This is a genomic window from Paenibacillus sp. NPDC101420 (genome assembly GCF_050277435.1).
In the GTDB taxonomy this organism is placed as follows: domain Bacteria; phylum Bacillota; class Bacilli; order Paenibacillales; family Paenibacillaceae; genus Paenibacillus_AQ.
This window is the reverse complement of sequence record NZ_JBNNSE010000003.1, coordinates 184,959-210,619: the sequence shown is the minus strand read 5'-3', so window position 1 is coordinate 210,619 and position 25,661 is coordinate 184,959. Positions and strand designations below refer to the sequence as shown.

The window sequence follows — 25,661 nt, the reverse complement described above, 5'->3', positions numbered from 1 at the left end:
ACGTCTATGCAACAACACTGTAACCGTGTTTGTAATCAAATCTATTTGGGGCCTAGGTATAATTGTAGGAGTGATAGATAACATCAAAAATCATAATGAACTACATAAGCCCATCATTGGAGAGGAGAAATTAAATCATGAACAAAACTGTGAAATGGACGTCTGCTGTATTAGCAGCTGGAGTATTACTTGGAGGTACTGGACTCATCGGAGGGAATTCTGTTCTAGCTGCAACTACTGGTACAAAAACAGTCACACAAGCCGTTCAGCAGCCTTCTGTGGTGCTTAAATATAAAGGCCAAGTCTTAACGCAGCAAGGAAAAATCGTAGACGGAAATACGATGATCCCTTTAACTGTATTGCGTGATGCCTTCGGCCTTGCTATTCAATACAATTCAACCACAAAGACTTACAGTGTAAGTAGTGACTCGGTGAAGCTTAACATGGAGGTCTCTGACTATGGCGTCAGTACCGATTTGAACGGATATTACATTTATAGCATGACCGGAAATCATGAAGTGAAGATGATCAACGACCGCTTATATGTTCCTTTCAAACTGTTAAATGATTATTTAGGTGTTCAAGGCGTATATAATCCAGCCCAGAAATCGCTTGAACTTAGCAAAAAGGTGATGAATGACATCAAGATCACCTCTGTTACCTTAGACAAGAGCAATAAGAATGCTAGTATTAAAGTACAATATCCAAAGATCAGCGGTCTGACAGATGAAGTACAAAACACGATTAATGCTGCCTTCAAAAAAGAGGCTGAACTATTCGCATCAGAAAGCGAAAAAGAGGCTAGCCGCAGAGATGGTACAATAGAGAATAAATATGACTACTCTCAAACTTATGTTGTCACCTTTAACCGTGAAGGCGTACTTAGTATTGTAGTCGATCAATATGGTTACAGCGGTGGAGCACACGGCGGTACCATGCGCGAGGGACATACCTTCTCGCTGAAGGATGGTAAGAAGATAGAGCTTAAAGACCTGCTAAAGGCAGAACCAAATTACAAACAAAAACTAGATAAAATGTTGAAGGAAAGCACCAAGGATATTGCTTTTCCGGAGTCAACTGGTGGACTCACAGATAAACCAGCCTTCTACGTCAGTGAAAGTGGCTTAGCTATCTTCTATCAACAATATGAAATCGCACCTTATGCAGCTGGAATTCCTACCTACACCTTTAATTTCAGCTCAATACTGCCTAAAGGCACCGATCCATTTGCTTCTTTCAAATAAACACTAACGCAAAACAAAAAGCGCTTCAGCCAATCGGCTAAGGCGCTTTTTGTTATCTATATTATTCTTCTAAACTGCCGGCAGGTCCAAAAAATTCAAAATGAATTCTGTCATCAGGTACCCGCCATTCCTTGAGCGCCTTATATATGACCTTCATAAATGGGGTCGGCCCACAGAAATAGAATTCAGAGTTCACATCTGCTATTTCTTGAAGCCAAGAAAGATCAATATAACCAGATCTATTGTACTTGTCGCCTTCTCCTGGAGATTCATAACATACATAGGACCGAAGAGAAGAATGAGATTGTGCTAAATCTGCCACCCTATCTTTCATAGCATGCAAACTTCCATTGATGGCTGCGTGAATATAAGTTACCTCGCGTTCTGGCTGTGCAGCAATTATTGTCTCCAGCATACTTACCATTGGGGTTAAGCCCACACCCCCACTGATTAGAACCACCGGAGTGTCACTACGCTGATCCAGTACGAAATCGCCCGCTGGAGAGCCCACTTCTAATATAGAGCCCACTTGGACGAAATCATGCAGATAAGCGGATACGACGCCCGCAGGTCTATCTATCCCTTCACCTTCCCGTTTAACAGTGATACGGTAATACGCCTGTCCCGGAGCACTGGACAAACTGTAGTGGCGAATATGGGAATATTCTTCCCCCTCGGGCTGAATACGAACCGTGATGTACTGACCCGGGAAATAAGAAGAGATCGCCCCTCCATCCTCAGGAGACAGGTAAAAGGAAGTAATAAGCTCACTTTCACTAACCTTCCAAGTGACGACAAAGTTTCTGAATCCACTCCAGCCCCCCGGAGCTTCCGCAGCTTCACGATACTTTTCTGCTTCCACACCAATGAAAGCATCTGCGATTACACCATAGGCTTTGGCCCATGCATCTATAATTTCCGGTGTTGCCGCATCGCCAAGCACTTGTCCAATCGCAGCTAACAACGTCTCACCCACGATCGGATAATGCTCAGGTAATACACCCAGTGCTCGATGCTTCTCTGCAATCTGTTTTACCACCGGTAAGATATTCCCTAGTTGATCAATATTCATAGCCGCTGCTAGGACTGCGTTAGCAAGCGCTGTCTGCTGTCTGCCTTGCCGCTGATTGGCATGATTAAATATATTTAATAGCTCTGGATGGTTTTCAAATAACATGCCATAGAACGTCGTAGTAATGGTTGTTCCATGAACCTGTAATACAGGAACTGTTGATTTTATAATAGCAATCGTTTGTTGATCTAACATATGAATACCCTCTCTCCTGCAATTAGATAATGCCTCTATAAAAAGCATATAGAAGCTGCAAATGAGCGAGTGTGCGCTGAATCACTTTAAAATTTAATAAAATGTGAACAAACGGAAAATGCAATGATATCCATCACATTCGAATGCCCAATCCAAAAAAAAAGCCGCCCAAGCAGCTCAGGTAGCTACCGGACAGCACTTTCACTCTTATTTTGCCAGCTCCACAAAGCCTTCTCCGAACACATCTCTTACATCGTGAATGGCGATAAAAGCCTCTTTATCAATCGATCTTACGATTTTCTTAAGCATGGTTACTTCCTGTTTGCTAATGACAATATAGAGCAGCTCTTTGGGTTCTTTAGTATAATACCCTCGGCCATAAATGACTGTGACCCCTCTATCCATGATTCCATTAACTTGTTCAGCAATTTTGTCCTGCTCCTTGGATACAATCGTAACAGCCTTCTTAGGATTCACTCCCTCAATAATGAAGTCCATCACCTTAGTCGCTACATAGAGCATCACAATCGTAAACATTAGACTTTGAACACCAATGATGAAATACGAAGCAAATACCACAACTAAATCGACTAGGAGAAGAGCGTAGCTAACGTTCCAATCCAAAAATTTATGCAGGATTCTGGCGATAATGGTTGACCCTGCGGTCGTTCCACCCACACGTATGATCATTCCGATACCCACACCAGACAAGATGCCTCCAAATATTGCATTGATGATCAACTCATCGCTGGCGATATGCCAATTCTTCGTAAGAATCAGGAATAACGAGTTAAAAAACACCGCAATAATCGTGTATACTGTCGTCGTTTTGTCCAGAAATTTATAACCCACAATCAATAATAAAGCATTAAGAATTAAGCTAACAATACCTGGTGACCACTGATACAAATAGTATGTAATCATAGTCAGTCCCGTTACCCCGCCTTCACCGAACTCGTTCGGAATCACAAACAAGTTAACGGCCAAGGAAAACAGTAATGCTCCTACAATGATGGAAACAATATCCGAAATACGCTTTTTCATACCATGCCCCTTCTATCCTCTGTCTATATCTACCATCCACAAATACTAACACCGCTTCGATATAGTTGTAAACAATCCAGAAGAAACCAGCATTCTATATATGGCGTAACCGACTACCCCACCGCAAGTGTTTAAGATCAGATCATCCACGTCAAAGGTGCCGATATACAATACTAATTGTGTAACTTCAAAGCTCAGACTCAGCGCAAAAGAGAGCATGAAGACCTTTTGAAATAACCTTACTTTTTGCGACAACAGCATTGGAACAAAGACTCCAAACGGAATAAACGCAAGAAGATTGCCCACTAAATTAAGTGATGAAAAAGGATCTGAAAGTGACAGATGCTCTATCCCCCGCGAGATCTCTTTAAAGGGTACATAGTTGCCCTGTCGCTTAAAAATTCTGTCGGGATGCTCGAGCATACGCCCTGCCTGTTCCCAAAGTGATTGCAAGCTAAAAGGTGCGCCTTTAAATACGATAATTCGGATCAAGAAATACATATAGACAATAAATACGGCTGCCAGCAATAATGTCATAGTAGACTCGCTCTTAGGCTTCGTACTCATCAAAATGTAGTGACAATTACGCCATCCATATTATCGCCCGACGTTTTATATTGCCCTTCCTTTGGAATCTTAATACTTGTATATCCTGATACTGGATAATAGTTCACCGTATATGTTTTGCCGTCTACAACCGTTGAAATTTCACTATTCTCCTTCAAAAGATCTAAATATTGTTCCAGCACAATTCCCTTCTCATAAATGATCGCACTGTGCGGCAAGCCGACATAACGGAAGTGCCAAGGTTCATATTTAATCCCCGTAATCTCCGTTTTGTCTTTCGGATAGCGTAGAATAAAGCCGTATTTCCACGCATTCTTTTCCAACCATTTGCCTTCAGGTGCTTTGCTCATTTCCGATTGAGACGATCCGATGTCCAGCGATAATCCTAAATTATGTTCGCTATATTGCGCTGGAAGAGCATAGTCTGAACCTTTTTCCTCATACAATTGCTCTTGCTCCTCAAAGTCCCTGTATCCACTGCTAATTAAAAAATGATTCACGCCATCCTTCTCAGCGGCCTTGATCATCTTATTGAATTTATGTGCTACACTTTCAGACAACCGAATCGAGGTATCTAGTAATCCATAGCCCTGAACCAGATCCTTCTGATCAAATAAGGTCACAATATCAGACTTCACGCTGTCCTCATGTACCGGATATTGTTTGTTCACCAGCAATAAATCCCCTTGATATACCTGATCTTGCGTAACCACCTTTAAACTATCGCTATCTCTAATCGATCCCTTCTGGATCTTATCATTCTTATCAGCTAAATTACCCGTATCCGGTAAATAACGAGCGGCTGCGTAACCAAGAAATAACACAACGATCACCAAAAAAAACCACTTTTTCATCCGTAATGTCCTCCCATTTCCTTAAGACGTTTATGCTTGATAGGAATAGAATAACGAAGACACTTTAAAGAAAAGCAGGACAATTATAAAGTTTTTCTTAAAATGTATAAGAACTCAGCAGCCTTACCCAGTAAAGGTATATCCTACACCCCAGATTGTCTTAATAAATTTGTTCTTATTGATGTCTTCACCAAGCTTTTTGCGCAAGGTACGGATATGCACCATGACCGTGTTGCCACTCTCATAATAAGCTTCTCCCCATACCTGCTGGAAGATACTCTCCGCGCTAAACACCTGCTTAGGATGGCTCGCCAATAAATGCAGAATATCAAACTCTTTCGGAGTTAGGTCTATTACCTCGCCGTAAAGAGTGACGGTATGTTCATCTGGTGAAATCGTCAACCCACCAACTTCAAGGACCGACTTAAGAACAGCTGCGGGCTGACTGAATTGTATAGAGCGCCGAAGTTGAGAATTAACGCGAGCGACTAACTCCATTGGATTGAACGGTTTGGTCATATAATCATCTGCGCCCATGACAAGTCCCGTGATCTTGTCCAGATCAGAAGTCTTCGCGCTTAAAAAAATAATCGGCAGATGATGCTGCTCCCGAATGTGACGGGTTACCTCATAGCCATCCAGCCCTGGCATCATAATATCCAGAATCGCCAAATCTATCGTTTGGGACTCAATAGCTTGCACCGCTGCCCGCCCATCGGATACTTTAATGATATGATACCCTTCTTTTTGCAAATGCAAAGCCACCAGATCCGCAATCTCCGCCTCATCATCCGCAATTAAAATCGTAATGCGCTTCATCTATATTTCACCCCTGTAGGTTTGTGCTATATGATCTACATCCATTATACCCCAAACTTAAAAACCACTCCTAGGATGAAGTGGTTTTGCTGAAATCTATGATGAATAAATAGAACTGTTGTAATATTTTTTTACCGTCTTTATGTCTTTAAATAATCTTTTTGATGAAGAAAGGTCTAGTTAGAGTTCAGTACTACTGGCTTGCCGATACAGCTCACGGCTCTTATAACCAGCCTGTAGAATCATCTTCATTTCCTCTTTACGCTTAGCTCTTGTTGCCTCTTGTTTGGCACTATAGACATATCGAGCCCAGTCTTTGCGGTATCCCGGGGTAAGCGATTCATAGATCGCAAGCAAATCCGACGTATCTTTCAGATCTTGCTCCACGTTTGGAATGAAAGAAATATAGTCATCCACAGATTGACTAGGGGTATTGGAAAGCTGACCTTTCCCCTTAGCGTCCTCTTTCAACCCCACAACTGTAAAGACATCATCCACACCTACCATGCGTGCAAATTTAATATTGCTTGTCCCGATGTAGCCCTTCTCATCACTGCCCAGACCCTCTAGTAAGTCGTCACGATGAATATAGGTCGGATACACTTTGTTTCCCTTTTTAGGATACGCCACAAAGAGATAGCCATTCTTATGAAGATGCTGTTGCTCAATCACACGGTTCACTAGTTCCTGTAACGACGCCATGTCTAGTACAAAGGCAAATATAAGATCATACGCCCCATTTAGCGAAGTATCATAATCCGTCAATTCCGCTAAATAATCGGAGCCTTCTGGTTTACTCAATATCGCTACTTGGTTGTATTTTTGCAAGTTCAGCTTTTCTACGATGGTTTTAGTCACTATGCTTCATCCCCCAAATGTATTCGGATGCTTCTTCATCGTGATCATTATAGCCTAAACGCTACCCAATCTAAAACATTCTACGGGCCGTCACAAAACGCTTCTTCCACTTCTCACTCAGGGCTTCATAATGGACGCCTTGCTCCTTAGAATACGTATGCAATATCTGATTATTTCCCGCATACATGGCAACATGACCAATGTCGAGACCACGTGCACTAAAGAACAGTAGGTCTCCTTTACGCAGTTCGTTGATCCCAACTTCCTTCCCTTCTTTGGCTTGATTATAAGAGGCGCGTGGCAGATCCACCGACAACACGTTCTCAAATAAATGCCCTACGAAAGAAGAACAGTCAAAGGTAGACGTCTGGTTCGTTGCAGCACCGAATTCATAAGGGGTTCCCAGATACTTTTCTCCGTAAGCAAGCAACGCACTTCCCTGCTTCTCAGCGAGCGACTCACTAGTATAATCGCTATATTTCGGTTTAGCAGATATGTACCCCGTCTTGTTGTCTTGCGTTCGCACTTCTAACCACAAAGCATCCACTTCTCTAACGATATGGACTTTATCGCCTACGGACAACATTTGCTGGACACCTGATTGATCCGATGAATTCGGCGAACTGCGCAGGTTAACCCCATAACGAATCGTTGTATCGTAATTCAGCGCTGAATAGATGCGGACGGTCCGAGTGTTAGCCTCCCACTTCACGGTGCTGCCTAGAGCCTCGCTGACAAAACGCAGCGGCATCATCGTATTACCACCGACAACCTGACCCGGAACGGTTAAGCTTAAGGCTTGTCCATTTTTGTTCGCGGTTAAATCTCCTATTTGATAAGTCAGCACCAGCGTTCCCTTAGTGGCCTTCACTGTTTTGGTATCGTTGTTCCATGAAATCTTTGCTCCCTGTTCTTCAAACAGCTTGCGCATGGGAATAAGAGTTGTACCGTTTATGAGCAAGGGCTGAACCTCTAATACAAGCTGCCGATCATCCAGAAAAACGCCTGTAACCTGATTCTGAGGCATCACCGCCGCATGGGCTGGAGCTGTATAGAGTATAGATGTAAGTAGTACAAGTAGTGTGGCTTTCTTATGAATCCTCATGATGTCGTCACCTCGTTGATTAATATGTTCAATTATTATTACTAAAAAAAGGGTAATTAGTTCTGTTACAATTATTGGGGTTGCTGTCTAGCTACAGGTCAAACCATATAAAAAAGAGGACTGCGGTCACCCTTCGGTGCCACAGCCCTCTTTTTAATCCACTTCAAAAATAGAATCAATAATGATCGGAAGATTATCCCTTACAGAAACAGCGCCCAATACCGAACGAGCATGACTGCCCTTGTCCCCGAATACCTCCAGCATTAAATCCGAACAGCCATTGAGCACTTTATGATGCTCTTCGAATAAGGGATCTGCATTCACAAATCCTTGAATTTTGACCACTCTCTTCACTTTATCCAAGGAGCCTAAAGCAGACTCAAGGACGGCAAGGATCTCTATACCAGTCTGACGTGAAAAATGATAGCCTTCTTCGGTGGTGAAGTCTTGTCCCAGCTTGCCTTTGGGATGCCCGGCAGGTCCTTTTCCCGATACAAAACATAATCCATTAACAATAACGTAGTTAGCATATTTTGCCGCCGGTTCACTAGCACTAGGTAGGACAATACCTAATCCCTCAAGTCTATCCGCTATGATTCGATCCGCCACTTCAGTCCCCTCCTCCAATCAGTACAACCTCAATAAATTGGTAAGATTATACTGATTAATCCAGAAAGGGTCAATCCTATTTTGCTTCGACCTCTGCTTCCCATCTCGATATCTCAGCTCGAACAATTGGCGCTACTTCAGTACCCAATAGCTCAATGGCTCTCATTACATCCTTATGAGGCATCGTACCTAGCGGTACATGCAGCATAAAGCGTGTAATTCCTACGTGTTTGCGTAGGTGAATAATCTTCTCAGCAACAGTGTCTGGATCTCCTACATACAAGGCACCTTCAAATCTACGTGCCGCATCAAAGCTCGCACGACTATAATGACCCCAGCCACGCTCACGACCAATCACATTCATGCTAGCCTGCGTAGAGGGAAAGAACATATCGGCCGCAAGCTGATTATCCTCTGCAATAAAGCCGTGCGAGTGTGAGGCAACCGGAAGCTTCGACACATCATGTCCTGCTTGGGCCGCCGCTTTCTTATAGAGCTTCACCAGTGGAGCAAATTGCAACGGACTTCCGCCAATAATCGCGAGCACAAGTGGTAGCCCGAGCAGGCCAGCGCGAATCACAGATTCCGTATTGCCTCCACTGCCAATCCATACGGGCAAAGGATTCTGAACGGGGCGCGGATAAATCCCCAGATTATTAATGGCTGGTCGGTGATTTCCACTCCAGGTTACTTTTTCGGATGCCGTTATTTTTAACAACAGGTCCAGCTTCTCATCGAATAACTCATCGTAGTCATTTAAATCGTATCCAAAGAGCGGGAAAGATTCGATAAAAGAACCCCGCCCTGCCATGATTTCTGCCCGTCCATTTGAGATTCCGTCAAGTGTTGCAAAATCCTGAAATACACGTACTGGATCAGCAGAGGACAGTACGGTTACCGCACTGGTCAGCCGAATTCGTGTCGTCTGTGAGGCAGCCGCAGCCAGCAAAACTGCTGGAGAAGATGCGGCATAATCCTTTCGATGATGCTCACCCACACCGAATATATCTAAGCCCACCTTATCTGCAAGAACAATCTCCTCTACTACCTCGCGCAATCGCTGTGCATGACTTATTAACTCCCACGATTGAACATCCGGTGTTGTTTCTACGAACGTACTGATACCTATTTCCACTTACGATTCCCCCTTAACTATAATTTTCTCTTCGAGTTGTTTGTTTGATTATAACACAAGTTACGTTCAAGCAGAGCTAGGTATTAATGCCTAGCTCCAGCTTGTCCAAAAACTCATTCTTAAAATTTGCAGAACATCACTGACAAATAGAGGATTTTGATGAAATATGTTGAAATGATCTAAAACAAGTAGCTCTCATGCATCTCATGCTTGATATAGGAGGGACATATGCTTCAAAGAAATAAACACAAAAATTCCATATCCAAACAAACCTTCAATCCTGTTCGGGGCTCCTTAAAAATCGCCGTAATATATTTTATTGTTGGGTGCTTATGGATCCCTTTAACAGATAAGGCCGTTTCCACTTTTACGCGAGATCCGGAGTGGATAAGACTTATTAATATAATTAAAGGCTGGTTCTTTATCCTCATAACAGCTTTGCTTATCTTTGCATTAATTCTAGGTACTCTGAAACGGATTAAAAGGATCGAAAAGAAACTGGATCTTGCCTATAGGGATAGGGTGAGCGCCCACGAAAATCTAGAGGCCGCCTATGAGGAAATCACAGCTACGGAAGAAGAGCTCAGACAGCAATATGATCAGCTCATTGAGAATCAAGAGAAGCTAGCCATGAATGAAGAAAGGATGCATTACCTGGCGTATCATGATCTATTAACCGGCTTGCCCAACAAATTAGCTTTTTATGAGAATGGACCTCACATTTTGGAACTGAATAATATTGCAGCCTTAATGTTCATCGACATTGATTACTTCAAATATGTAAATGATACGATGGGCCATGAATTTGGTGACCGGCTAATTGTTAAGGTTAGTGAGAGATTGGTGTCCCTGGTTGGGAGTAGTGGGGAAGTGTATCGTTTCGCCGGGGATGAGTTCATCGTTCTTTTATATTCTATTGAGAACAGTCAGTGTATAACTAGTGTAGCCTCTCACATTATTGCCGGTTTTAAAGATGCGATTGAGATGGATGACAGTCTGCTACATGTTAGCCTAAGCATCGGAATCAGTGCTCACCCCGAACATGGAAGTAATATTATGGAACTCCTTAAATGCGCAGACATCGCTATGTATAAAGCCAAAGACGCTGGCAAGGGTCAAATTATTGTCTTTGATCAACCGCTCAATGATACCTTTACTGAGCGAATGAACATTGAGAAGCAGTTGTATAATGCTTTAGAAAAAAATGAGCTAGAGGTATTCTATCAACCCCAGATTGATCTGACTCAGAACAGGGTGACGGGACTAGAGGCTCTTATGCGCTGGAACAACCCTATACTAGGCATGGTCCCTCCGGATAAGTTTATCAAAATAGCAGAAGATTCCCACCTCATCATTCCTCTCGGGGCGTGGGTGCTCAGAACAGCCTGTGCCTTTTTAAAAACTCTTCATGAGCAAGGATTATCACATCTGACGATGTCTGTTAATATTTCAATGCTGCAGCTACTGCAAAGCGACTTCAATGAGTTAGTTCTAGACACCTTGCAAGCCTCCGGACTAGATCCTGAATACTTAGAGCTGGAGATTACAGAGAGTGTTCTGGTTGAATCTTACGAATATGTGAGCAGTAAACTGACTGAACTCAGAGCACACAACATCAAAATTGCCTTGGATGACTTTGGTACCGGTTATTCCTCCTTAAGCTATCTTACTCATATGCCGATCTCGACTTTAAAAATAGACAAGTCCTTCATTGATTCCATTCGAACAGGGACACATCAAGCCGTTCTTGTCGAACAAATTATTATGATTGGTAAACGCATGAATATGTGTGTTATTGCAGAAGGTGTGGAGCGAACTGTACAACTCGATTACCTGCAGGAGCAAGGCTGCGATAAAATTCAAGGTTACTTGTTCAGTAAGCCACAGTCCGCACAGAGCGTAAAAGAGCTGCTAACCGAGTGGGAGAAGGTTTCGAGCTTAAATGAATAAAGATGAACCTATTTTTTTATATAAGAAGGTGTTACCGAATTGAATGTCATGACATGGATTGACTTATCATTATTCTTCGTTCTTTTCGTTCTATTCATCTACATATTTGTTACTGTAACAATCACTAACTTACATAAGGTTTACTTGACTTTCCATTTCACGATGATGTTATGGCCCTTCTGTCAATTTGCTCTCAAAACTACAGCGGATCCCGATGTTCAATTGTTTTATGTGAAGCTAGCTTTTATTGACTCGATACTGTTAACGATTGGATGGCTTCTTTTTACGATATTTCTCACTGGAAAATCATATCTCCTCCGAAAAAAGAAAACGCTGATCCTATACATTGTCGCAGCATTGATCTTAATAGGAGTGATCGTCAATCCAAAGCAAAGCTTTGTACTGCCTATGCATGGTGGATATGTTGAAAGATCTTATGGTCCGCTTTTTTGGCTGTTTATCCTCTTCTTGATCTGCACCATTATTATTTCTCTGTATATCATCTATTCAGCGCTTATATCGAACGCCACACAGCGGATCAAAAAGCAGGTTACTCATGTACTCAAAGGTGTGCTGGTGCTGACTGTATTTGTATTACTGGATGTCTTTCTTAATGTGGTACTGTTTAAATCTCAGCCGGTGATTCCGGGGATGACCTCTCTGGGGATACTAATCTCTGCCATCTTTTTCGTCATTGCCATCCATCGTGATAAAATATTTGATCTCGTAACCATCGCTCATCAGGATATCATTGACACACTCACACTAGGTATTCTTGTACTGGATGATAACGAGACTGTGGTAGAGATCAATCGATCGCTTTTGCCAAAAATCAACCTACAGATCGGTGATCGCTTCGACTTATCGGCGCTAACACCCCTGGAGCAGACTGCCAGCGCTTTCCGATTGTTTCAACATACATATCTTAAACAGCCCATGGAGAGAACCGAAGTTGAAGTATTCTACACCTCGCTCCAAGCATACATCAATATTACAGCGGAACCCATTGTCGTAGGCGAGATCATGGTTGGACGGATTCTCACCTTTCAGGATAGAAGCGAGCTGCATCGCCTCATTGCTGAGACTAATCAGCAGAACGAGATCCTGCAAGAGCGTAATCTGGCATTAATTGCAATCCAGAATGAACTTTCTCAGACCAACCAAAAACTCAAGCAAATGGCTATAACCGACAGCTTAACAGGTTGTTATAACCGTCATTACTTAACACAGTACTTAGAACAAGAGATCATAGAAAATATGATATTGAAGCAGCCTTTTGCCATCATTCTACTGGATATCGACTTTTTCAAAACGGTGAATGACAATTACGGCCATTTAGTGGGCGATGTTGTAATTTGCAGCACGGTAGAGGTCATTAAGCAATCGCTAAGGGAGACGGATATTCTGGCACGCTATGGCGGGGAAGAGTTTATCGTCTATTTACCAAATACGAATCACACACAAGCAAACCTCTGGGCAGAACATATAAAATTCATGATAGAGGCCAATAAAGTACATGTGGATGATGTTACTCATTCTGTATCCATCACTGTAAGCATGGGACTACTGTCCATTAATAATTTTGCAGAGCAGTATGCAGAAAGCCCGACCAATCAACTTAATGATTTATTCGAATCTGTGGACAAAGCTTTATATCAAGCCAAAAATGCAGGACGAAACCAAATTGTTGAAATCATAAGATGACACGCTTTTAAATATTACCTAAAAAAAGAAAGAATCAGCTCTACTTCTATCGAAGGTAAGCTGATTCTTTCTTTTATATCTTTTTAACAAATTCGGATTTTAATTTCATAGCTCCAAACCCATCAATTTTGCAATCAATATCATGATCTCCGTCCACTAAACGGATGTTTTTGACTTTGGTACCTATCTTCAGAACAGATGAGCTTCCTTTTACCTTAAGGTCTTTGATTACAGTTACTGAGTCGCCGTCGTTTAATACATTGCCATTGGCATCTTTGATAACCTTTTGATCTTCACTATTCTCAGACTCTGATTCTAATGTCCACTCGTGTGCACATTCCGGGCAGACTAGTAGACTTCCATCTTCATAAGTGTACTCAGAATTACATTTCGGGCAGTTCGGTAAATTAGACATTGTTTCATTTTCTCCAATCGTAGTTCAAATTCTAGCTGTCTTGCGGCTAATCTTTAAAAGTATATTTCATATTCATGAAGGAATCCACTATATCCAGATAGTAAGCTTGTTCCACGTTTCTTAAAAAACAAACTACTAAATATTATCTTGTATATATTTTCACAATTGTCTATGATAATAATGTAAAATTTTCATATAAATACATAGGAGAGTGAACAATGATTAGTCAAAGGAGTGTCGCATTTTCCATTATACTGTCATTAATTACATGTGGAATATACGGAATATTTTGGTTTATTGTTCTAACAAATGACGTAGGAAAGCTAAGTGGAGACTACACATTCACAGGAGGAAAGCATTTTCTTCTAACATTGATTACTTGCGGGATATGGAGCCTGGTTTGGGCCTACCAGATCGGTAAACATGTTGCAGAAGCTCAAAGACAACGCGGCTATCTCGTATCCGATAATTCAGCTCTGTACGTGATCCTCACAATCTTTAGTTTTGGTATTGTCACATATGCTTTGGTGCAATCTGATGTTAACAAATTGGTATAATTTTACGATTCATAGAAGGACACACCCTAAACTATTTTGGAGTGTGTCCTTAAGTCTCCTTGGCTTACTGTATTTCACTGTATGGATGCCTTTAACCAATCTAGGTATACCTTGTCTATTTCATGAATGGACTGGATTTTATTGTCCGGGATGTGGAGTCACAAGAGTTATTCTATCCTTGTTAAAGTTCGACCTCGTTCAGGCGTTTAGATTTAACCCGTTGCTATTTATTCTAGCGCCTCTGTATATGTTGTACTTAATTACTGAAAAGAAACGTATCCAACCACTTAGCCATGGAATTATGTCTGTGATGTTGATCCTAACCGTTACATTTGGGGTACTGAGAAATTTTCCAATGTTTGATTACTTGGCCCCTACAGTAATTCGTTAGCATCAACTATGGTTACATAATAGCTTGAAGGCGCACAATCGCTTGAGCCCGGTCAACCACCTCTAATTTGCTATAAAGATTACTAATATAGTTACGGGCTGTCCCCTCCGCAATATGCAGTGTATCGGCAATTTCGCGATTGTTAAGTCCCCGGATAATGAGCTGCGCCAGCTCCTCTTCCCGTTCTGTCAGACTCATACGATCTACATTGGATCTTTGCCAATGTTCGTACTCCTCCGTCAATCTATTCATCCTGGTCGCCAATTTGGCTGCTACCGGAGCTGGCAGAATAAATTGCCCGGATATCGTATCACGGATCGAAGAAATCATTTTATCAGCATCCATATCCTTCAGCATATAGCCGCTTGCTCCAAATGCCATACCCTCAACAATATAATCGGTCTCTATAAAAGTGGTTAAAATCAGAATGAATATATCCGGACGAATCTGCTTGATCCGTTTTAGTGCACTGATCCCATTCATGATCGGCATTTGGACATCAAGCAGTACCAGATCGGGTTGGAATGCTTCCACCATCTCGCAGGCCTCTTCCCCGTTCTTGGCAGCGCCGACCACCTCCATATCATCCTCCAGATCCAGAATGGTACGAAGTCCTTCACGCGTCAACAATTGATCATCGGCAATTACAATCTTTATCTTACTCATTTTCTATTCCCAACCCTTCGCATTGGCAGATCGATTTCCAGTAGACAGCCCTCATTCATTTCTGAATCGATGGATAAGCTACCTCCCAGTTGCTCCACCCGTTCTTTCATCGTCCTAAGTCCAAACCCCATCACTATATGACTATCTCCTGACCCACGATCTTTGAGCCTAAACTGTAAATTTGCTCCGACAGACTCCAGACTAAAGTGAAACTCCGTACTCTTACCGTGTCTGATTCCGTTCGTTAGGCCCTCCTGCAAAGCATGATAGATGGCTTTTTTATAGGCTGTTGACATGGCCTCCGGCAGATCATAAATAATGGCATGGACGACAACGCCCGCATTACGTTCAGTATCGCGTATCAGTTGCTTCAACATGACCGTGAGGTCCGAATACTTGTCCTCCTTCAGCATATGGACAGAGCCGCGGATTTCATTCAAGCTATGCCGAACAAGATCCTGTGCTTCAACCAGTCGCTGAAAACCACTATCTATATCTTTTTTCTGAAGCAGCCGCTTGCCAGCTTCAATCTGCAGAATCGTCGATGTAAGTGTATGCCCAACAATATCATGAATCTCTTGGGCAATACGATTGCGTTCCTCAAAGACGGTAGCTTCGGCCAAAGCCGCAGATGTTTCTCGCATCGAACGCTCCAGACTACGAGTTCTTTCTACAACTTGGTCCTCTAGATTTTTTTTAAGATATTGGATTCCCGAATACAACTTGGCGTTAGCGATTGAAATTGCGCATTGTGAACCAAGCAGCTTGAGCACATCGAGTCTACTTGGCGTAAATACACCCGGGGATAGGTTATTCTCCAAATAGAGCAAGCAAACCAATTTATTCTGATTCATGATAGGAAGACAAAGAACCGATTTCAGTCTATTCTTCCTAACGTAAACGTTACGCGTAAATATCCCCTCACTGAGCGCATCATGTAATACAACCTGCTCCTGTGTTCTTGCTGCATAGGCTATAATCGCTGCCGGAACAAGATCTGACTCTTCCCCGAGAGGAACAGATTCGATATGCTGAGCTTCTGAGGTACCATAAGCTTCAACCATCCATTTGCCATCATGATCAAAAATAACTGCCCCATATTCGGCCCCAGCATTGTGGAGCATGATCCGCATCAGCGTGGCCAATAATCGACTCATCTCCATCTCGCCCGATAAAGCTTGAGCAGACATAACTACAGAAAGGGAATCGACTCGATCGAGCCCGGGCTCCCGTTTAATATGCAGCAAATGGCTATGCTGCTGCTCAAGGTCAGCCGCTTTAGCCTTTGCGCCCCATTGCAGATAAGCCTCGTAGGCCTCAGTCATATAGATTCTTGCTAGATGTAATTTGCCATGACGAAGTCCATATTTGCCGTAGCATTCCGCCGCCATCGCTAAATCGTGAATATGGCCATTGATACGAGCAGCCTCAATAGACTGCTCATACAAGGCTTCAGCTTGTCGTGGATCCCGCGATAGGCGAGTCAGCTCAGCCTTCATCAACAAATATTTATGCTCATAATTTTCCGGGCAACGCTTAGCAAGCTTTTTCATTTTCTTCAGCCGACTGTGCATTTTTACCCGGTATACACGTTGCTCTTCAGCGTTATATTCCTCATACAACTGAGCCCAGACTAAACATTCATACACGGTCTGCATAGGACTGTCTAAGCCATCTTCACGTGATTTTATAATGGCAGCTGATTTCGCTAATGCCTCACTGGCTTCGCGGTACTCCCCAAATACATAACCTGTCAAATATCGGTGTATCCAGACCATTTCTTGTATAAAATTAAAGGTATCTCCATGAACCGACTGTGCAAAATCAGGTTCGCTAATCTCTGCGATGTTAAATGGATCATCTAGTGAGCGATAACCTGTCAATCGAACTAGAGTAGCTGCAGCTATGATAGCCTGCTTACAGTGAAGACTGTTGTTATGGCGCAGCAAATCACCGGAATGAGCAATTAACCGATCATAGATATCGCCTAACGGATGGCCAAATTGCAAAAGGGAGGCACAGTTGATTAGCACACTCTGGTTGCCTTTCCATAAGTCACCTGATTCCAGTCCCACTTTACCTGCTTTCTCGGTAAACATACGGAGCATAGTTGGATCATAATGCCGCCAGCTATCGTAGCACATTGCGAACGCAGCTAAGGTTGTCATATGCACTTTCGGATAGGGTTCCGATAAGCTGCACGCCAACATGGCCCATTTAAATGTTTCTTCATCATTACGGAAGTAATAGTATTGAAACATTGCATAGCCTATGAATCCAATGGAAGCCTCCGGAGTCATCCCATAATCGAGCGTCAATTCAATCATGGTGAAGGAAGAAGCGAGCCACCCATCTCGGTTGACATAGAAGCAGGCATTGCTCGTATGATCTAAAGTGGTCATTGCGACTCTACGAGCCTCGTCGGTCATCGGCGGTAAAAGATTAAGCGATTCGAGTGAAACCTTCTGTAGTCTGCGCCGCAATCTTAACCATTGAAGCGTCAATTGAACATAGCTAGGATCAAATTGATGGCTCACTTTCAATAGCGATAATGTATGCCGACCTAAGGAGATAACCTCTTCATGATTATCATTACTTGCTTCCAATTGAACCTTCATCGCGTAGATGTAAGCCTTATCCGTATTTGTCGCAGCTTTATGGATTAACAGATGAAATAATTCATTAGCCTTATCAAAATGTGAACATAAGTATTCGAGCTCGGCCCTCTCACGAAATACCCGGAAGGTTAGCCCATAATGCTCCTCCCAGCTCTGCTCCTCTAGTATCGCTGTTGCCTGAAGCATATATTGTAAGGCTGTCTCATGTGCAGTGGTTTGCTTCGCTTTTATCCCTGCCTGTAAGTTCAGCTCTACCAGTTGAAGCCTCTGTTCGGGGCGATCTATCCATGTAAGCGCCTGATTGAAATGATGGACCGCTTCAAATAGAATCGTTCCTTCACTAAGAGAGCTGCGGCCTAGCAATAGCATGCCAATCCTCCAATGTAGCTCTGGGCGCGCCTCTTCGGGAACAAGAGCATAAGCCGCCCGATGAATGCGGTTGTGCTGGAATTTAAAATGCGTATATTCCTCCCCGTTAACAGGTTGTAGCACACGTCCATTTACAGCGACTTCCAACGCTTCGGTCAATGTCTCTACCGGAATCTCCGTAATTTCGGCAAGCGTACCCACATCAAATATGCTGCCCAGTAATGCAGCTCTACTAAGTGCATACACCGTCTGATCAGGAAATTGCTGTAATTTACTTGAAAGATAGGCTGCTGCATTATCAGGAACATTCAATTCAGTAATGCGCTGGAGGTCCCATTTCCAGCTTCGAAGATCCTCGTCAAATTCCACTCGCTGATCATCAATCAAATCCTGAAGGAATTGCTTAATAAATAGTGGATTCCCATCTGTCTTATGCAGAAGTACCCGCGCTAACTCGTCCAAGTCAGCAGCCTCGTAACGCATAACATCCAGAAGCAGTTGTTTTAAATCGGTGAGTTCAAGCGCTTGTAGAGATATTCTACTCATCACTACGTTGCGGTCTATCAAATGCTTTTCCAGCCTACTGAGTGGGTGCAGCCTCGTGATTTCCCGATCACGATAGGAAAGAACGATTAGCAGATGACTCGTGGCCGTGTCCTCTATAAGCGAAGTGAGATATTGCAGCGATGTTTCATCCGCCCATTGCAGATTGTCCAATATCAAGATCAAAGGATGATCTTCATGGGGAAAGAGTTGAATAAATCGGCTCATAATTAATTGAAATCGATGCTGAGCTTCCAGCGGCGGCAACGGAGGCACGGAAGGTTGGGGGCCAATCAAGAGCTCAAGCTTAGGGACAAGTTCGATCAATAATTGCCCGTAACTGTCCACTGCCTGTAAAATACGCAGCTTCCAAACCTCCACCTGCAGCTTCGTTTCCATCAGCAGTTGACTGACCAATTCTTCTATAACTTGATGCCAGATGCCATAAGGGAGTGAGGTATGTAGAGATTCGAATTTGCCTCTGGCGAAAAAACCATCCAAAGAAATCGAATTTCTAAGCGTTTCTTTTAGAAAGGTTGTTTTGCCGATACCACTCTCACCACTAAGCCAGACCGTCTTTACAGCACCTTGTGATGCTCGTTTCAGTGCTTCTCGTAAGCTTAGTTTCTCAAAATGTCTTCCGTAGAATCGTTCCGATACCATCCAGCGTTCCGGAATATCCCAGCTTCCTAATAGGAAGGGCTCGATGTACCCGTATTGTTGTAGGTGGGTTAGACATTCCTCAAGATCCGACTTGATTCCAAAGGCGCTGGCATATCTCGCATCAGGCATCTTCTCCATGCATTTAGCAACAATGTCAGAGATAGATAGAGGGATAGCGGGAAACCTGCGATGTAAAGGCTCAGGTGTATCTGCAAGATGACGGTATACAATATCAACAACATCATGAAGCTCAAAGGGGCGACTGCCTGAAAGACATTCATACATAATGACTCCAAGCGAATAAAAGTCAGAACGATAGTCCGGGTTCAACCCAGTTCGACCCGTTTGCTCTGGCGATATATAAGGAAGCAAGGCATCCGGCCGCCCGCTTAAAGGTGACAATGGACTGGTATCATTTTCAGCGGAGCACATTCGTATATCAATAAATTTCACTTCAAAAGTAATTGGATTGACGATTAGATGAGCGGGGGTCAGTTCATTTAGTGTTATTTTTTCACGATGAATTTGCATAAGGCAATCAGCAACAGCGATGGCGATCCGAAGCAGCACTGGAAGCTCCAGTGAATCAGGTGTACGCAGTATCTGATCCAGCGTACTCCCCTCTATATCTTTTAGGAGAAGGACTGGCCGATCCGGCGTGATTTCCAGGCTATATGCCTCGATTGCTCCACGACCACTAAGTCGCTTAAGCATGTCATACTCATGACGAAAAGCATCAACCATAGTAGATCCTGGGTACTCACCTGTAGTTGTCTTGGCGATAACCCTAAGACCATCTTCTTGACGTAGGAGTCTGTACAGCCTGATATCTGAGGTAGTCTCTATCAGATCTAAAGTTTGGTATCCTTGCAACTCAAACATAAACAGCACTCCCTAGTTACAATTAGGTAGACAGAATAAGCAATCTCGCAAAGCAATTATACTCATTATATCATCTGATCTCGCCATAGAATCCTATGTTGTAATTAACTTTGTCATCTATTTTGTCATATGACATCTATAAAATTCCATTGTGATAATATAGGAAAAAATACTCAATCATCCCCACATAAGGAGGATTCAAATTGCATCTTTCCTACATAGACTACCCTATGCTTGAGCACCTGTCCGATGAAGAATTACAGCAGTTAGCTCCAGAAATGCAAGAAGAGCATTATGAACCCGGCAAGCTTATCATGCAAAAGGGCGAGGTCAGCCAGCGGGTTTATATTTTGGTATCCGGTCAGGTACAAGTATTTATTAGTACGGAAATAAAGGTAGAATTGGCTATACTCTCGAAAGGCCAGTTCTTCGGGGAAATGTCCTGTCTTACCGGAGACCCCATCAGCGCACATGTAGAAGCGATCGATAACGTTCATGTAATATCCGTATCCAGAAATGGCATGCTGCTGTTGATGGACAAAAATCACGAGTTCCGGAGCCAGATCATCGAATCCATGATCAAGAGAATCCAAAATTCCAACGAACGTGTACTGGAAGAGCATTCGAAAAGTCAGATCATCATGAAGCTTCATGAATCCGAGGAACAAGAGCGTTATGGTGAACTGATCGGAGAAAGCGTCGAAATGCGGACACTTCTCAGATCGATTGAACATCTGTCGACGGAGCGGGACCATGTTGTCGTGATAGGTGAATCCGGTACAGGGAAGGTAATTGTAGCAAGAGCACTTCATTACCGAGCAACGAACGGTCAATACCCGCTACTGGTGTTAAATGTAGCAGACATGAGCCTCGTTGATTGGGAGACCAAGGTTATTGCGGCAAAAGGAGGAACCATTGTCATCGAGGAAGCCGAATCCTGTCCTTCTGAGAAGCTACTACAGCTGCTGGAGACAGCTGCACAGGTTCGAATCATCCTGACTAGCACTTGTCCTCTGAAGATTGTTTCCCACTTAACGGTCTTGCCTGTGCCTCCTCTTCGTGAGCGAACTGAAGATATACCGCTGCTTGCGCAATACTTTCTAGAAAAAGAAGGAGCGGGCAATGCGCAAGAAATCCTCTCTCAAGATGCCCTGAGCATGCTGTCCCTGTTCCCTTACCTCGACAATAATGTAGAGGAATTACGAAATATCGTGAGGGAAGCCTATATTCGTAGCGAAGGACGTATGATCTACAGTCACCATCTCCGCTTCGGCCGAGTCCGTAAAGTAGGAGACCGCCCAGTTATTGGTCTGGCGTTAGGAAGCGGCGCAGCCAGAGGCATGGCTCACCTTGGGGTGTTAAACATTCTGGAGCAGGAGGGCATTCCCATAGACATGATCGCAGGAACAAGCGTCGGATCTATGGTCGGAGGTGCCTATGCAGCCGGAATGTCTGTAAAAGAATGTATGAAGGTTCTTTCTACGATCAGTTGGGGACAACTGGTGCGTCCAACCTTCCCTGTGCGGTCCCTTGTTCATAACGCGCCCATCATCAGCTTTATCGAAAAGCATGTCGGTAAGCGTCTAATTGAGGAGCTGCCGATACCCTTTGGCGCGATAGCCTCAGACGTCTCCACCGGTGAGGCTCATATCATGAGGACGGGTTCGCTTGCACATGCCATTGCCGCAAGTACAGCCGTTCCCGTAGCCATGCGACCTGTCAACTATCAAGAAAAGCACTTAGCCGATGGAGCCATTGTTCATCCTGTGCCAGCTGCGCTAGTAAGAAGCATGGGAGCTGATATTGTGATAGCAGTTAACGTTTGCCCTGAATCCTTCACGAAGGGAGCAGCCAGACATCTAATAGATTCCTTAATGAATACGATTGACATCATGAGCGCAAAGCTGATAAAGGAAGAGCTGCAATTAGCGGATGTAATCTTGCGTCCCGATCTTGGCTTCAATCAAATCAGCTTTAAGGATGCGGACGATTACATAGCCGCCGGAGAAGTGGTAACAAGAGAAGCGATTACCCAAATCCGCCAAAAAATAGCCGCTTCCTAAATACATTGCATACAAAAAAGAAAAATTCAGGAGGTGTCCCAAGAGCTATGAACTGCTACTGAGACACCTCCTCGTATTTAATGCTAATGTTATATTTTTACTCATAACACATTTCATATTTCGTTAGCCCTATCGCGTTTGCGTACAATGCTGCCTGTGTCCGATCATTAACCTGCAGCTTCGCTAAAATCTGGCTGACATGCTTCTTCACCGTAAATTCACTGATATATAGACGTGTAGCAATCGTTCTGTTGCAAGCACCTTGTCCAAGTTCAATCAGTACTTCCTTCTCTTTCGGTGTTAATTCATCCATCGGACTGCTGCCGCTAATACGCATCTTTTCTTCCATTAGACCAGGATCATAGTACTTTCTCCCTTTATGCACCAATTGGATAGCAAAGAGTAACTCCTCCGGCAGTGCCTCTTTTAGGACATATCCATCTACTAGTACTTCTTCAGCCCTCAAAAAATCCTCTCTGCTCGCAGAGGAAGTCAACAGAATGAACTTACTAACCATGCCGCGAGCACGTGCTGTCTTAATGATATCCAAGCCCGATTCATCAACAAGCTTAAGATCAATGAGAACAATATCTGGCTTTGTCGCTTCAATCACTTCAAATGCTTCTTGACCATTCGTAGCTTCACCAGCGAATTGCACACCTGGCTGCATTGAAATGACAGATGCCAGCCCTCTTCTAACTAAAGGATGATCATCCACAATAACGATTTTCATAGAAACGCCTCCCTCTAAATCTCATGACAATCTTAATTCTCTATATCAAGTCCACTTAGGATACCGTCCAATTAACGTCTGCCCGTTTGGCCCCTTCCATCTTGAGCAGGAATTCCGACTTAAATCCAATAGCCCCTGCAAATAAAAAATTAGGAAAAGTACTTATCATCGAATTATAGCTTGTCACATTTTCGTTATAGATACGTCTACTAGCAGATAGATTTTCCTCTAAAATATTAATCCTTTGTTGCAATTTGATATACGGATCGCTGGCCTTAAGCTCTGGATAATAGTCTGCCTGAACATTGATCGAATGAAGATACTTTTCCATTTCCACATATCTAGTCAGCTTCTCAACCGGAGAATGATGATCACTTAAACCTGCACCTATTCTATGTACTAACGCCAATGTTTCGTGTTCATGTGCGGCATAAGCAATAACCATCTCCGCAACTTCAGTTAAGGCCTCAAACCGATTTTGCAAATAAACTTCTATAGTAGAAAAAGATTCTTTTACAAAATTACGCATGCTAAACAATCGAATGTAAGCAGCTATTAAATAAGCTCCGATTGTAAAAGCGATGACCAATCCGATTCCTAACATCTACATCACCTCTTGTGTATTTAATTGAATAGGCTGGAAGAGTTGGACCATCTGATTCATTATAATTAAAAGACTTGTCTGGTTATAGTGAGCGTTGTCATCACTTCTGTCATATTACAAAATGGATAATTTTATAATATAAGTATGTAAAAGGAGTTTTATTGGAGTGCTACTGTTTCCACGGTTTCCCACATAATCTAAGGCAACAACCTAATTAACCAAGGATGTGTATGCCCATGAGCAGTGCAGCAGAATCATCACGCTATTTAGAGAGACCCAATTTTCTTGTAATTCTCGTAGATGAGGAGCGATATGCCCCCATATATGAACATCCCGAAATCAGAGAATGGCGACGTCAGAATCTAGTCACACAGCAATTATTAAAATGCCATAGCCTTGAGTTCCACAGACACTACATTGGAACTACCGCTTGCTGCCCCAGCCGGGCAACGCTGTTTACAGGTCATTATCCATCGCTCCATGGTGTCAGTCAGACCGTAGGGATTGCCAAAGAATCCTTTGATTCCAATATGTTTTGGCTGGATAGGAACACTGTACCTACAATGGGTGACTACTTCCGGGAAGCCGGTTACCAGACCCACTATAAAGGGAAGTGGCATATCTCCAATGAGGATATTATCATTCCCGGTACCCACGACAGCTTGCCCAGCTATAATTCGGTGACAGGCGTCCCTGACAGACATCTTGAAGAAGTTTATTTACGAGCGAATCGGTTAGATAACTTTGGGTTCTCTGGTTGGGTGGGGCCTGATCCGATTGGAAAAAATCCGCGAAACTCTGCTTCCTCAGCCGCGATCGGATTAAGTGGACGCGACGAGGTGTACGGTGCAGAAACTGTGGAACTCATCCAAGCGCTGGATCGCCAAAAAAACCAGGATAAAAATACGCCTCCCTGGCTTCTCGTCTCTTCCCTTGTAAATCCACATGATATTGTTCTATACGGAGCCCTCACTGCACATTTACCTAATTTTAGGTTTGAGGTCGAGCCTATGCCTGCAGTTCCTCCCTCTCCGACGCAAAATGAATCATTAGCTACCAAGCCGCGCTGCCAAGCCAGCTACCGGGACCTCTATCCAAAAGCCTTGCAGCCTATTATTGACCAGCCTTTTTATCGCCAACTGTATTATCAACTTCAAAAAAACGCTGACCTTCAAATGCGAAAGATCTTCGAGACTCTAACTCGCTCTTCTTTCTATGACAATACCATCGTCATCTTTACCTCCGATCATGGAGATTTATTAGGGGCTCATGGAGATCTTCATCAAAAATGGTACTCTGCCTACGAAGAATTTCTGCATGTCCCTTTTCTCATCCATAATAGACGCTTATTTCCCAAATCTCAGGACATCCATGCCCTAACAAGTCATGTAGATCTGATTCCAACCATGCTAGGGCTTGCGAATGTAAACATCACAGACCTTCAAAGCCGTATGCACAATAGGTACAGTGATGCCCGCCCTTTTGTAGGCCGCAATCTTGCACCTCAAATCCTTGGACACAGCCCATCTGCAATCGTCGATGCGCCCGTCTATTTCATGACCGACGATGATGTTACACGCGGCCAGCATCAAACCAGTCCCTTGGGAAAACCGTATTCGCCTGTCGTTCAGCCGAACCACATTGAGACGGTTCTAACGTATCTTCAAAGAAATGGTCGGAAAGAGCTGTGGAAGTTCTCGCGTTATTTCGATAATCCTCAATTTTGGAGCCAGCCCGGAGTTCAGGATGTCACACTTCAGCCTGTGGAGGGAAAACCCGGTGAATGGTCCACAAGGGTTAAGACAGAACCCGTACCTGAGGAATATGAGCTGTACAATTTAACAGAAGATCCTTTGGAGGCATATAACCTTGCACACCCCACCCTGACAACACAGCAGAGCAGAAGTATTCAGCAATGGATGAAACGTCTACTTGAAGAGCAACGGAGCCAAAAGCGCTTAACACCAACCCAAACAACTACTATATAAAAACAGGCGAATC

The 25,661-nt window shown here is 43.4% G+C and carries 21 protein-coding genes; 7 read left to right on the top strand and 14 right to left on the bottom strand.

Features of this window, described 5'->3' with window-relative positions:
* Positions 1–137 precede the first annotated feature (137 nt).
* On the top strand, positions 138–1,244 hold the full coding sequence (locus ACQKMP_RS16210) for a PdaC/SigV domain-containing protein (protein WP_042192833.1): 1,107 nt from the start codon (positions 138–140) through the stop codon (positions 1,242–1,244).
* 61 nt (positions 1,245–1,305) lie between these two features.
* Here the strand turns inward: ACQKMP_RS16210 and hmpA are convergent, their stop codons facing one another.
* The 9 genes from hmpA to ACQKMP_RS16165 all read right to left on the bottom strand — a co-directional run bounded on the left by hmpA (position 1,306) and on the right by ACQKMP_RS16165 (position 9,502).
* Entirely contained in the window at positions 1,306–2,511 is a 1,206-nt protein-coding gene (hmpA, locus tag ACQKMP_RS16205; RefSeq protein ID WP_427469929.1) for an NO-inducible flavohemoprotein, read from the bottom strand.
* A 207-nt stretch (positions 2,512–2,718) separates the two neighbouring features.
* A complete protein-coding gene (locus tag ACQKMP_RS16200; RefSeq protein WP_042192837.1) occupies positions 2,719–3,555 on the bottom strand; it encodes a YitT family protein in 837 nt (278 codons plus the stop codon).
* A gap of 45 nt (positions 3,556–3,600) precedes the next feature.
* Positions 3,601–4,092, bottom strand: coding sequence for a VanZ family protein (locus ACQKMP_RS16195; protein ID WP_052404457.1), 492 nt, complete (start codon positions 4,090–4,092; stop codon positions 3,601–3,603).
* 29 nt (positions 4,093–4,121) lie between these two features.
* Positions 4,122–4,976, bottom strand: coding sequence for a M15 family metallopeptidase (locus ACQKMP_RS16190; protein ID WP_427469927.1), 855 nt, complete (start codon positions 4,974–4,976; stop codon positions 4,122–4,124).
* 123 nt (positions 4,977–5,099) lie between these two features.
* Positions 5,100–5,795, bottom strand: coding sequence for a response regulator transcription factor (locus ACQKMP_RS16185; RefSeq protein ID WP_042192843.1), 696 nt, complete (start codon positions 5,793–5,795; stop codon positions 5,100–5,102).
* Positions 5,796–5,975: 180 nt separating this feature from the next.
* Positions 5,976–6,656 (bottom strand): YdeI/OmpD-associated family protein, encoded by a 681-nt coding sequence (locus tag ACQKMP_RS16180; RefSeq protein ID WP_427470273.1) that lies wholly within the window; start codon positions 6,654–6,656, stop codon positions 5,976–5,978.
* A 67-nt stretch (positions 6,657–6,723) separates the two neighbouring features.
* Positions 6,724–7,758 (bottom strand): stalk domain-containing protein, encoded by a 1,035-nt coding sequence (locus ACQKMP_RS16175; RefSeq protein ID WP_076298025.1) that lies wholly within the window; start codon positions 7,756–7,758, stop codon positions 6,724–6,726.
* Positions 7,759–7,911: 153 nt separating this feature from the next.
* On the bottom strand, positions 7,912–8,367 hold the full coding sequence (locus ACQKMP_RS16170; protein ID WP_427469924.1) for a RidA family protein: 456 nt from the start codon (positions 8,365–8,367) through the stop codon (positions 7,912–7,914).
* A gap of 76 nt (positions 8,368–8,443) precedes the next feature.
* Positions 8,444–9,502: an LLM class flavin-dependent oxidoreductase gene (locus ACQKMP_RS16165; protein ID WP_427469922.1), complete on the bottom strand. Its 1,059-nt coding sequence runs from the start codon at positions 9,500–9,502 to the stop codon at positions 8,444–8,446.
* A 228-nt stretch (positions 9,503–9,730) separates the two neighbouring features.
* Here ACQKMP_RS16165 and ACQKMP_RS16160 point away from each other — a divergent pair, with 228 nt between their 5' ends.
* Positions 9,731–11,452 (top strand): putative bifunctional diguanylate cyclase/phosphodiesterase, encoded by a 1,722-nt coding sequence (locus ACQKMP_RS16160; protein WP_379424674.1) that lies wholly within the window; start codon positions 9,731–9,733, stop codon positions 11,450–11,452.
* A gap of 48 nt (positions 11,453–11,500) precedes the next feature.
* The gene (locus ACQKMP_RS16155) at positions 11,501–13,156 is read left to right on the top strand and encodes a histidine kinase N-terminal 7TM domain-containing diguanylate cyclase (protein ID WP_339248705.1); all 1,656 of its coding nucleotides are present in this window, start codon (positions 11,501–11,503) and stop codon (positions 13,154–13,156) included.
* A gap of 73 nt (positions 13,157–13,229) precedes the next feature.
* Here ACQKMP_RS16155 and ACQKMP_RS16150 read toward each other — a convergent pair whose 3' ends face one another.
* Positions 13,230–13,571: a zinc ribbon domain-containing protein YjdM gene (locus tag ACQKMP_RS16150; RefSeq protein ID WP_042131582.1), complete on the bottom strand. Its 342-nt coding sequence runs from the start codon at positions 13,569–13,571 to the stop codon at positions 13,230–13,232.
* 218 nt (positions 13,572–13,789) lie between these two features.
* Between ACQKMP_RS16150 and ACQKMP_RS16145 the strand changes: the two genes are divergently transcribed.
* Both ACQKMP_RS16145 and ACQKMP_RS16140 read left to right on the top strand, forming a co-directional pair.
* Positions 13,790–14,128, top strand: coding sequence for a DUF4234 domain-containing protein (locus ACQKMP_RS16145; RefSeq protein ID WP_052404459.1), 339 nt, complete (start codon positions 13,790–13,792; stop codon positions 14,126–14,128).
* Positions 14,091–14,519, top strand: coding sequence for a DUF2752 domain-containing protein (locus tag ACQKMP_RS16140; RefSeq protein ID WP_427469919.1), 429 nt, complete (start codon positions 14,091–14,093; stop codon positions 14,517–14,519). The genes ACQKMP_RS16145 and ACQKMP_RS16140 overlap by 38 nt, the downstream gene beginning before the upstream one ends.
* Before the next feature lie 12 nt (positions 14,520–14,531).
* On the opposite strand, the gene ACQKMP_RS16135 is transcribed toward ACQKMP_RS16140, so the two are convergent.
* Both ACQKMP_RS16135 and ACQKMP_RS16130 read right to left on the bottom strand, forming a co-directional pair.
* Positions 14,532–15,185 (bottom strand): response regulator, encoded by a 654-nt coding sequence (locus tag ACQKMP_RS16135; protein WP_042192856.1) that lies wholly within the window; start codon positions 15,183–15,185, stop codon positions 14,532–14,534.
* Positions 15,182–20,260, bottom strand: coding sequence for an AAA family ATPase (locus ACQKMP_RS16130; protein ID WP_427469917.1), 5,079 nt, complete (start codon positions 20,258–20,260; stop codon positions 15,182–15,184). Before ACQKMP_RS16130 ends, ACQKMP_RS16135 begins: the two co-directional genes overlap by 4 nt.
* A gap of 203 nt (positions 20,261–20,463) precedes the next feature.
* Between ACQKMP_RS16130 and ACQKMP_RS16125 the strand changes: the two genes are divergently transcribed.
* On the top strand, positions 20,464–22,323 hold the full coding sequence (locus tag ACQKMP_RS16125; RefSeq protein WP_427469915.1) for a patatin-like phospholipase family protein: 1,860 nt from the start codon (positions 20,464–20,466) through the stop codon (positions 22,321–22,323).
* 97 nt (positions 22,324–22,420) lie between these two features.
* Here the strand turns inward: ACQKMP_RS16125 and ACQKMP_RS16120 are convergent, their stop codons facing one another.
* Positions 22,421–23,056 (bottom strand): response regulator, encoded by a 636-nt coding sequence (locus tag ACQKMP_RS16120; RefSeq protein ID WP_427469913.1) that lies wholly within the window; start codon positions 23,054–23,056, stop codon positions 22,421–22,423.
* A 55-nt stretch (positions 23,057–23,111) separates the two neighbouring features.
* On the bottom strand, positions 23,112–23,660 hold the full coding sequence (locus ACQKMP_RS16115; protein ID WP_427469911.1) for a LemA family protein: 549 nt from the start codon (positions 23,658–23,660) through the stop codon (positions 23,112–23,114).
* A 236-nt stretch (positions 23,661–23,896) separates the two neighbouring features.
* On the opposite strand from ACQKMP_RS16115, the gene ACQKMP_RS16110 reads away from it, so the two are divergent.
* On the top strand, positions 23,897–25,648 hold the full coding sequence (locus ACQKMP_RS16110) for a sulfatase-like hydrolase/transferase (protein WP_427469909.1): 1,752 nt from the start codon (positions 23,897–23,899) through the stop codon (positions 25,646–25,648).
* Positions 25,649–25,661 lie beyond the last annotated feature (13 nt).